The sequence below is a fragment of the Mycobacterium sp. P2_H7 genome, assembly GCF_056403275.1.
Genome location: NZ_JBFUFU010000036.1, coordinates 1 through 10004, shown reverse-complemented (window position 1 = coordinate 10004; position 10004 = coordinate 1). Strand labels below are relative to the sequence as shown.

10 protein-coding genes and 1 pseudogene are annotated in these 10004 nt (G+C 65.6%); 3 read left to right on the top strand and 8 right to left on the bottom strand.

What is annotated here, in order from left to right; all coding sequences use genetic code 11:
• From AC1DY7_RS31155 to AC1DY7_RS31125, 7 genes are all read right to left on the bottom strand, one after another.
• Nucleotides 1-1257 (bottom strand): HNH endonuclease signature motif containing protein (locus AC1DY7_RS31155; protein ID WP_477497623.1); only part of this gene is annotated, 1257 nt, incomplete at its 3' end.
• A 118-nt stretch (nt 1258-1375) separates the two neighbouring features.
• Complete coding sequence (locus AC1DY7_RS31150) at nt 1376-2098, bottom strand: hypothetical protein (protein WP_477497622.1); 723 nt, start codon at nt 2096-2098, stop codon at nt 1376-1378.
• Nucleotides 2095-2610, bottom strand: a complete 516-nt coding sequence (locus tag AC1DY7_RS31145; RefSeq protein WP_477497621.1) for a hypothetical protein — start codon at nt 2608-2610, stop codon at nt 2095-2097. The genes AC1DY7_RS31150 and AC1DY7_RS31145 overlap by 4 nt, the downstream gene beginning before the upstream one ends.
• Nucleotides 2607-3743, bottom strand: coding sequence for a putative alpha/beta hydrolase (locus AC1DY7_RS31140; RefSeq protein WP_477497620.1), 1137 nt, complete (start codon nt 3741-3743; stop codon nt 2607-2609). Before AC1DY7_RS31140 ends, AC1DY7_RS31145 begins: the two co-directional genes overlap by 4 nt.
• Nucleotides 3743-4075 carry a DUF2563 family protein gene (locus AC1DY7_RS31135; protein ID WP_477497619.1) on the bottom strand — a complete coding sequence of 111 codons (333 nt, stop codon included), beginning with the start codon at nt 4073-4075 and terminating at the stop codon, nt 3743-3745. The genes AC1DY7_RS31140 and AC1DY7_RS31135 overlap by 1 nt, the downstream gene beginning before the upstream one ends.
• A gap of 101 nt (nt 4076-4176) precedes the next feature.
• Complete coding sequence (locus AC1DY7_RS31130; RefSeq protein ID WP_477497618.1) at nt 4177-5421, bottom strand: aspartate aminotransferase family protein; 1245 nt, start codon at nt 5419-5421, stop codon at nt 4177-4179.
• 5 nt (nt 5422-5426) lie between these two features.
• Nucleotides 5427-6986: an APC family permease gene (locus tag AC1DY7_RS31125; RefSeq protein ID WP_477497617.1), complete on the bottom strand. Its 1560-nt coding sequence runs from the start codon at nt 6984-6986 to the stop codon at nt 5427-5429.
• Nucleotides 6987-7238: 252 nt separating this feature from the next.
• Here AC1DY7_RS31125 and AC1DY7_RS31120 point away from each other — a divergent pair, with 252 nt between their 5' ends.
• From AC1DY7_RS31120 to AC1DY7_RS31110, 3 genes are read left to right on the top strand one after another with little or no spacing between them, the layout of a single operon-like run.
• Nucleotides 7239-8228 carry a phosphotransferase enzyme family protein gene (locus AC1DY7_RS31120; protein WP_477497616.1) on the top strand — a complete coding sequence of 330 codons (990 nt, stop codon included), beginning with the start codon at nt 7239-7241 and terminating at the stop codon, nt 8226-8228.
• 8 nt (nt 8229-8236) lie between these two features.
• Entirely contained in the window at nt 8237-9013 is a 777-nt protein-coding gene (gene fabG / locus AC1DY7_RS31115) for a 3-oxoacyl-ACP reductase FabG (protein WP_477497615.1), read from the top strand.
• Nucleotide 9014: 1 nt separating this feature from the next.
• Nucleotides 9015-9797, top strand: coding sequence for a GntR family transcriptional regulator (locus AC1DY7_RS31110; RefSeq protein ID WP_477497614.1), 783 nt, complete (start codon nt 9015-9017; stop codon nt 9795-9797).
• On the opposite strand, the pseudogene AC1DY7_RS31105 reads toward AC1DY7_RS31110, so the two are convergent.
• Nucleotides 9794-10004, bottom strand: a pseudogene (locus AC1DY7_RS31105) (glucose-6-phosphate dehydrogenase (coenzyme-F420)); the annotation flags it as partial. The gene AC1DY7_RS31110 and the pseudogene AC1DY7_RS31105 sit on opposite strands and share 4 nt — an antisense overlap.

Here is a 10004-nt window from a genome sequence, read left to right as displayed (position 1 = left end):
GCCCAGGATGATGGTGTCGGCATCGGTTGTGCCGCCGGTGGCCCAGTCGTGGACGTGGTTGGCCTGGCAGTGGTCGGCGGGGGCGAAGCACCCGGGTCGGGTGCAGCCACGGTCGCGTGCGATCGCCACCAGGCGCTGCGCTTTGGACGCCAAGCGTTTGGTGCGACCCAAATACAACGGTTCGGCGGTGTGTTTGGCGAACAGCAGAAAGTAGTGATGGCCGTGCGCGGCCAGGCGCATCAGATCGGGGATCGAGAGCTTCACGCCGCTGCTGCTGTGGGCCACCCCGGAACGCTTTTCCAGGTCGTCCAGGGTCGCGGTGATGACCACGGTGACCGGCAGTCCGCCGTGTTGGCCGAGTTTCTTGGACATGAGGGTTTCTCGGCACAGCGCCTTGAAGGCGTCATGGGCGCGCCGGGACGGGGTGCGGGTGTCGCGTTCGGCGGCCTCGGAGAGTCGTTGTTCGGCATCGAGTTCTGTCGGGTTGTCCGGGTCGAGCGGATTGGGTGTGGGGTTGGGGATCGGTTCGGTATCGGCGGGATTGTTGACCCCGGGGGCACCCCAGACCGATGCGACGGTTTTCCAGTAGGCCGCGGCTTCGGCGTCGAGGTGCCCGCTGAGCCGGTAGTTGCCGTCGGCGTCTTGGGGTCCCAGCCGCAGGCCGGGTTGGTGGGCGGCAAGGTCGGGGCTGTTGCCGTCCTGGTTGAGCGCGTACACCATCTGCGCGCCGGCATCCCGGACGGTTTCGGGTGGGTTGGCGGTGGCGATGCGTACCAGGGTGTCTTCCCACTGTGCGCGTACTGCCACGGTGATGTGGCGATCGGCTTTGCGCAGCACGGTGTGAATTTCTTCGACGTGTTCGACATTGATCGCCCCCGCAGCCAGCGCGGCTGCGCACCGCGGCAGAACGGGATCGAGCACCCCGCCGCCGATGACGTGTCGGGGACTGAGAGCCTCGCCCTGCTTGACCCGGGCTTTGGCTGCTGCCTGACTGATGCCCAACCCCAGGGCCAGAATGTCAGGCCAGGATTTCCCGCCGATCTCCCGGGCGGTGACCTGGCTCTGCAGGGCGGTCAGGATGCGGTGATCCACACCCGCAGTCGTGCGGACCAGGTGTTCCCGACGGGATTGCAGTTCCAGCAGTTCCGCAACCGTGAACGCGGTGAAGTCCGCGCCGGCGAGCTGACGGCATGCGGTGTCGAACGCGTCGAAAGCAACCTGCACTGCTTCCCGGTCCGACACCACATTCGCTGACATGTTCGAAACGTTACGCCGAGCCACTGACAAAACCTGGAGTTATCCACAGTCGCCGATTCATCCACAGATCAACGCGGACAAGGGTATTGGGACTTGACAACGGCCCTAGTCTAGGTGTTCAGGAGCGGCCCACGAGGATGCGTTCGATGCGGTCCATCAGTTCGTCCGGGTCATCACCTGGGTTGTCTTTCCACGCCACCAAGGCGTCGAGCAGGTTGTGTGGCTCCACGGTGAACTGCAGGCCCAGCAGCACGGTCTTCACGTCAGCACTTTCCTCGACTGCGCTGTAAGAGATTTCGGCCTGTAACGATCTCGCGCCGCTCACCGAGTTCGGCACCATTCTGGGCTCGATGGACCGAACACGCCCACGCGACAGCTCGATCGGTCCGTCCTTCGACGCCGCCAAACGAACCGTCAGAGCCGACGGCGAAATTTCCAGCGAACACCCGCGCCACATCGTCACGTAGCTGTACACAACGATAGGCATCAGGATCAACAAGATGATCCCGCCAAACCGAAGCCACACCGGATTGCTTGGGTCGTAGCTTGCCGAAATCATCGCAACAGCCATGAGCGGAAGGCCCAGATTCAAGAAGTACGCGCTGCCCTCGTACCACGGGATGTATCGGCAGACGATGCCATGCGGAGTCCTGCTGACACCAGCGCGGAAGAGAGTACGTCGTCCGATAGCGACGACGAACGCCAGACAGATGATGAAAATTGCCCAGTACCAATGCAATCCAGCCGAAACCGTCCACACTCCCACCACGCACAGCACACCTGCTACGACGTACCTCAACCATCGCCGTCCATGCAGATTGGAACCGGCATCCACCATCATCGACCACCATTCGTTTTGACGGTGAGCCAGATATCGGATGTCCTCACCGGCGAATCTCGTAACGCAGTCACCGTCAGTTGCGCGATCAGTGTCTCCTGTTCAGTCGCGATAATTCGGGACCTTGACTCACTGTCGATGGTGCCCAACTCGTGATCGATTTTCATGGCCAGGAGGCCGACAATTCCGACACCCTCTGTGGCCACCCCCAACTCGCGCCGCATCTCACTACACCCCGGTACCAACTGAACTTGTTGTTCGGCCAACATCTCGAAGACTCCGTCGCCGGGAAGGCCAGCCTCGATTCGATGCATAGTCAACACCGCGTTGGCACAGAAACCTCCCTTGCAGGTGTCCGTGCGACAAATCCACACCCGCATTCCGACGGTTGAATCCAGGAGTTCCCAACCTCGAGGAGCGCCGACCTCGACGATCAGCCCGGGAAATTGGTCGGCCGGAGCGACGGCAATGGCCCTCTCTCGCAGGTAGTGATCGAGCCTCGACGTACGGCTCATCCGAAGTCGAACACGGATTCCACCGCGTCTGACACCGGATCCCAGAGCCAACCGATGCCTTTCGACACGCCTAGGGCTGCGCCTCCTCCGACCACGGCACCCGCAACCAGACCAACGGCAGTTCCAGCGCCGGGCACCACTGATCCGATCGTTCCGCCTGCAACCACGTCCGCCAAGAAGCCGCCGGCCGCCGCGCCCATGTACAGCCCCGCGGCAGTGCCCCCCGCTTCCCGCGTGACCGCCTCCGCCACCGAGTTCCCGTCGTGTACGTCCGACATGACGGCCGGGACCGCTGCAGCCGCAGCAACCACCCCGCCCATGCGGGAGAACCCCTTGAGTTCGAACCCGCCGATCGACGGTTCTTCCAGCCATTTCAGCAGACCCGCGTCCGCCGCACCGGGGCCCGTGGCCGGCCCCGCGTTGATGGCCTTGGTGGCCGCCTGACGAACCCCGTCAGCGGTACCCCCGGCCACTGCGCCGGAGGCTCCGATCGCCACGTCGGTCTTGGTCACGGATGGTTGTTCGGCTTCGCCCTCTCCTTCTCCGCCGGCGTCCGCGGCGCCGGGGAGAGCCTCACCCGTCAACGGCGCCATATCGACTTCGGATGCCGCCAGTCTGGCCGCGTATGCATCACGATTCTGCTGGACCTCGCCCAACGTGATCCGTACGGTCGCGTCGTGCAGTGCCTTGGTGTCCTGCTTCGCCGCTTTGGCGGCGCCGATCGCGTCGTCAGCTCCATGCAGGAACGCATCCAGTGAGGCGATATCTGCATCGGAGGTCCGCTGAGCTGTCGCCAGTGCGGCGGCCACGTTCTCCAGATCGAGCGCGATCTTGGCGAGCTGCGACTTCTGCAGGTGCAGTGTCGTCGTGGCTCGCGCCACGTCCGACGAGTCGGTGATCGGATGCTCGACACCGTTGTGCCGCCAGCCTTGTTCGAATCGTTGTTTGGCCGCGTTGAAGTCGTTCTCGACCTCGGTGGCCGAGCCCGCCGCCGCGTGGAACGCATCCGCCTGAGCGTTGATCGCCGACGGGTCTCCCGCTTGCAGTTGGTCGTTGACCCGCCACGGGTCGCCGCCCGCCGCAGAGATCAGATCGCCGACGGACAGGTTGACCAATCCGAGTGGTGGCGGCATCAGCGCGCTTCGAGGCCGGCCTCGGCGGCGTTCAGCGCATCGGCGGACGACACGTCAGCGGCGGTGAATTGGTCTGCGCCCGAACGACTCTTCTCACCGACCCCAGTCAGGTCACGGTGATGCGCATTCAGCTGGTCGACATGGGCTTCATGCGCTTGAGCGACGGCACGGTGGTATGACTGCGCGGCCTCGAAGTCTCCGAACATCCCTGCCGGCGGCTTCTTCTCAGCGAGTCGACTCGCCGCGGCCAGTGCTGTAGCTGCCGCGTCGATGCACCGGGCAGCACCTGCATGCAGATGATCCGTATCGACTTCCATACCGACCTCGGCCACGACCGGCTCCTCCCCCGAGACATCCCCAGATAAAGAGCCTACCGGTTCCAAATCTGGGAGATTGCAGGGAAATTGCTGGGAACGGCAACCCGGCCATCACCTCACCCGTCGGCCAGCACCGCCGCGAACTCCCCACACAACCGGTCCACATCAGCCATCGAGAACACCAGCGGCGGACGGATCTTGAGCACATTCCCGTGCGCCCCACACACCGAGATGAGCACCCGTCGCTCCCGCATGGCGTTCACCAGGTGCCGCGCCGTGTCACGGTCATCCACCTCGACCCCGATGTACAGTCCGGCCCCACGGACCTCCACGACGACCTCGGAGCCGGCGGCAAGCCGAGTGAGCTCCGAGCGCAGGGCGCTACCCACCTCCAAAGCGTTGGCGACCAGCTTCTCGTCCTCGATCACATCGAGGACTGCGGCCGCCGCCGCCATGGACACCGGGTTGCCGCCGAAGGTATTGAAATACGGTATGCCCCTGGCGAACTCGTCAAGCACGGCGCTGCGGGCCGCCATCGCCGCCACCGGCAGCCCGTTGGCCATCGGCTTACCCGTGGTGACCAGATCCGGCACCACACCGTGACGTTCGAACCCCCACATCGCCTCGCCGGTGCGCCCGAACCCGGGCTGCACCTCGTCGGCGATGAACACCCCGCCGGCGGCACGCACCGCGGCGACCGCGGGCCCGAGCACCGTCGGGTCCGGATAGATGCCGTCCGACGAGAAGATCGTGTCGACGATCAAGGCACTCACCCCGAGCCCGCACGACCGCAGATCGGCGATCGCCGCGTCCACGCCGCTCAGGTCGGGATCGACGGTGCGGACGTGCGGACCGACCACGGCCGCCCCGCCGATGGACGGCGAAATGGCCGTCACCGCAGCGGTATTGCCGTGATAGGCGTCATTGGTGATGATGACGCCGGTGGCACCGGTGTAGGTCTGCGCCACCCGCAGCGCCAGATCATTGACCTCAGATCCGGTGCAGGCGTACATCACCTGGTCGATCTCACCGGGGAAACTCGCGAGCAGTCGCGCGGAATAGTCGACGATCCCGTCGTGCAGATAGCGGGTGTGCGTATTGAGCAGGCCCAGCTGCCGCGTCACCGCGTCGACGACGTGCGGGTGGCAGTGCCCGACACTGGCGACGTTGTTGTAGGCATCCAGGTAGTCGCGCCCGTCGGCGTCGTACAGCAGGGTGCCCTGGCCGCGGACCAGATGTACCGGCCGTTCATAGAACAGCCGGTACGCCGGGCCCAGCATCCGGTCCCTGGCAGCTATCAGGGGGTCGTCTTGTCGACCACCCTGATAGCTGTTGGAATCCATGATGTTGGAAAATGCCATCTTCGTCAGCGTTCGTGTGCTTCTTCCAGAACGGTACGGCCGAGTTCGGCGTACCGCTGGGGATTGCGGACCTTCAGGAACAGCGCCCACAGCAGCCCGCCGATACCGACCACGGCGACGACCCACGGGATGGCCGCGAAGACCCAGTCGCTGGCCGCGCTACCCGCCGCGAACGACGCGTTCTTGGCCAGCAGGTAGATCACGTAGACCATGCCTAGCCCGCCGAGCAGCGGAGCCAGGAAGGTGCTGAACCAGTTCGCGGTCTCCGGATGACGTTTCTGCACATGGAAATACGAGATCACCGAGAAGGCGGCCAGTGCCTGCACGATCATGATCGCCGTCGTGCCCAGCAGGGCCATCAGGCCGTAGAGGCCGGTGTAGGGATCACGGCCGGTCAGGTCGAAGAACAGCACGACCAGGGTGGCGAAACCGGTCTGCACGAAGCCGGCGATGTGCGGCGAGCCGTGCAGCGGATGTGTGGCGCCGACGGTCTTACGCATGCCGGGGATAACGTCCTCGCGGCCCAGGGCGTACAGGTAGCGGGCCGCACAGTTGTGGAAGGCCATGCCGCAGGCGAACGATCCGGTCATCAGCAGGATCTTGAACAGGTCCACCGCCCACTGCCCGAGATGTTCGTGCACCGGGTTGAAGAAGATGTTGCCCGCGGTCGCCGAATCCTGTGCCAGTGCAACGGCATTGTCCGGTCCGGTGCCGACGATCGCCAGCCAGGACACCAGCACGTAGAAGACGCCGATACCGATCACGGAGCTCACCACGGCGATCGGGATGATCTTCTTCGGGTTGCGCGACTCCTCGCCGTACATGGCGCTGGACTCGAAGCCGACCCAGGACCAGAAGGCGAAGAACAGGCCGACGCCGGCCGACCCGGCCACGGCCATGGTCGAACCGTCGGGGCCCGCCACGATGCCCGAGAGGCTGTGGAAACCGTTGAGCGGGTTAAGCGATCCCCAGGACCAGCCCTGCGGCCCGCCACCGGTGAACAACACCGAGAAGGCCATCATGGCGAGCATGACGATCTCGGTGATGAGGAAGACGCCGAGGATCTTCGCGGCCAAGTTGATGTCGAAGTAGGTCAGTAGCGCATTGATGGCGAGCATCACCAGCGCGAAGACGATCCACGGCACATGGATGTTGAACAACGACGAGAACAGGTCGTTGCCGAAGAACGAGAAGATGCCGATGAGCGACGCCTCGAACACCATGTACGCCAGCGCGGTCAGGAACCCCGCCCCCAGCCCTACGACCCGTCCCAGGCCGTGCGAGATGTACCCGTAGAAGGCACCGGTGGCGGTGATGTGCTTGCTCATCTTGGCGTACCCGATGGCGAACAGGGTCAGCACGATGGTGGCGACGAAGTAACCGGCCGGCGCGTAAGCGCCATTACCGAAGCCGACGGAGATCGGCACATTGCCGACCATGGCGGTGATGGGCGCGGCCGTGGCCACCGCCATGAACAGCACGCCGACCAGCCCCACGGCATTCGGTTTCAGTCGCTGGACGGAGTCGGTGCCCGCGGGCGCCGGTGGATCGATGATCTCGCTCATTGAATCCCAATCTGAGGGCAATTCTGGTGACCACTATTTGGTCTGGTATCCGAAGGCCACCGGCTCCGATGCCGGTGACGAACTACAACGTCGGCCATTGTTACCTCGTCGAGATTGCTTGGTCAACTGGGAAACTCAAGCACGTTCCGCATTGTTTCGGGCACGTTTCGGAGCTGGGAGATTTTGCAACAGCGAGGTAAATCTCGCCTATTTGGTCTGCTTTGGACCGATACTTGGCCCACAATGGTCGGCATGCCGGGATTGCCAGTCGACCATGCGCGCTTCGCCCAGGCGGCACTCCCCGCCTATCGGCGCGACCTCGACACCCCGCTACGACTGCTGAGCCTGTCCGAAAACGCCACCTACCTGGTCTGCGACGACGACCCGATCGTGCTGCGGGTGCACCGGCCCGGTTATCACTCCCGGGAAGCCATCCGCTCGGAACTGGCCTGGATGAGCGCGCTGCGGTCCCAGACCATCGTCAAGACGCCCGAGTTGGTGCTCTCCGCCGACGGCGACGAGGTGGTCACCGCCACCGTGGACGGCCGGCAGCTGTACGTCGACGCCGTCACCCTGATCCCCGGCTGCACCGCCGAAGAGGTACCCGACGCCGTCGGCTTCGCCACCCTCGGCGAGTTGACCGCGATCATGCACGGACACGTGCAGAACTGGTCGATCCCGGCGGACTTCACCCGCTTCCGCTGGGACCTGGACAACATCCTCGGGCCCGGCGCCCGGTGGGGCGACTGGCGCGTCGCCCCGGGTCTCACCGACACCGACCGCGCGTCCATCATGCGGGCGGTGCATCACATCACCGAGGCGCTGGCCGAATTCGGTACCGGGGCAGACAGATTCGGCTTGATCCACGCGGATCTGCGGCTGTCGAATCTGATGGTCGACCCGGCCGCACCGTCGGCGGGGATCACCGTCATCGACTTCGACGACTCCGGCTGGGGCTGGCACCTCGCCGACCTCGGTGCCGTGGTGTCGTGGATCGAGGACTCACCCGAAGCCGAACGCATCGTGGCCGAATGGCTGCGCGGCTACGCGAAGGTCCGCACCCTGCCCGACGAACATCTGGCCCTCATCCCCACCTTCGTCATGCTGCGGCGGATCCAGCTCACGGCGTGGATCGCCTCCCACGCCGACGCCGACGCGGCCATCGCCGTTGGTCCGGGATACGCCGTTGGGACCGCGCGGCTGGCCGAACGCTATCTCGACGATCACACTTGGCTACGTTAAGGAGAACTATGTTCGACCTGCAGTCCCGCTCGGTACTGGTGACCGGTGGCAGCAAGGGCATCGGCCGGGGCATCGCCGGGGTGTTCGCCCGCGCCGGCGCGAACGTGGCCGTCGCTGCGCGCTCGGCGGCCGACCTCGACGAGGCCGTCGGCGCCCTGGACGGCCTGGGTGGCGGCAAGGTCATCGGGGTGCGCGTCGACGTCAGCGACCGGGAGTCCTGTAACGAGATGGCGGCGACGGTCGTCGAGGCCTTCGGCGGCCTGGATGTGTTGTGCGCCAACGCCGGCATCTTCCCCGACGCACCGCTGGCCACCATGACCCCCGAGCAGCTCAACGAGATCATGGGGATCAACGTCAACGGCACCTTCTTCGCGGTCCAGGCTTGTCTGGACGCGCTGATCGCCTCCGGCAGCGGCCGGGTCATCCTGACGTCGTCGATCACCGGGCCCATCACCGGCTACCCCGGCTGGTCGCACTACGGCGCCACCAAGGCCGCGCAGCTCGGGTTCATGCGCACCGCGGCAATCGAATTGGCGCCGCACAAGATCACCGTCAACGCCATCCTGCCCGGAAACATCATGAGCGAGGGCATGATCGCCAACGGCGAGGAATACATCGCCAGCATGGCGCGGTCCATCCCGGCCGGCTCCCTGGGGACCCCGGAGGACATCGGACATCTGGCGGCGTTCCTGGCCTCCGCGGAAGCGGCCTACATCACCGGCCAGGCCATCGCCGTCGACGGTGGGCAGGTACTTCCCGAATCCCTGGATGCGATCATCAGCTGATATGGAGGAGACACCGGGGGGTGCGGTTGCCGAGGATGTGCGACGGCGGATTCTGTCCATGCTGTCCAGCGGGGCATTGCGGCCGGGTTCACGGCTGGGCACCGAACGGGAGATGGCCGAGCGGTTCGCGGTGTCCCGCGCGACCCTGCGCAGCGCGCTGCTGCCGCTGAGCCAGGCCGGCGTGCTGGAGCGGCGCACCGGTCGTGCCGGTGGGACCTTCGTGCGGGCGGACATGGTGCAGCGCAACGCCGCCGAACAGGCCGGGCTACCCGCGCTGCTGCAGAGTGGCGGCCACACCAGCGCCACCAAGGTACTGGCAACCGACCGCCGACCGGCCACCTTCGCCGAATCCACGGCGCTGGAGATCCCCGCGGGCGCCGAGGTTTTCGTGATCCGCCGGCTGCGCTACGCCGACGGGGTCCCGTTGTCGGTGGACCAGTCCTGCTTCATCACCGAGCAGGTGGGCGATCTGCTGGAGCAGCCGCTGGGCGGATCGCTCTACGAACTGTTCCGGGTGCGCTACGGCCTGGTGCCGGCCACCACGAACGAAACCATCGAGGTGGTCAGCGCCAGCCCGCGTGAGGCGCAGTGGCTGGACATCGCCCACCGCAAACCGCTGCTGGCCATCACCCGGGTGGCCCGCGACGCGACCGGGCGACCGTTCGAGTACGCCTACGACCTGTTCCGGGCCGACCGGGTGCGGCTCACCGCCACCACATCGACCCAGTCGGCCCGGGAGCGCCGGGCCGACGACGGCATGGTGGAACGCATCGTGAGTGCCTAACCCAGCTTGCGCAGCCGCGGTTCCAGATCCTTCTTGAACAGCTCCAGGAAGCGGCGCTGATCCTGCCGGGGGTCGTGGAACACCAGGTGGTTCAGTCCCCACTTGACGTAGTCGGCCACCTTCTCGACGGCCTCGTCCGGATCCGACGCGACGATCCAGCGCTTGGCGACCTGCTCGATGGGCAGTTCGTCGGCGGCCTTCGGCCTT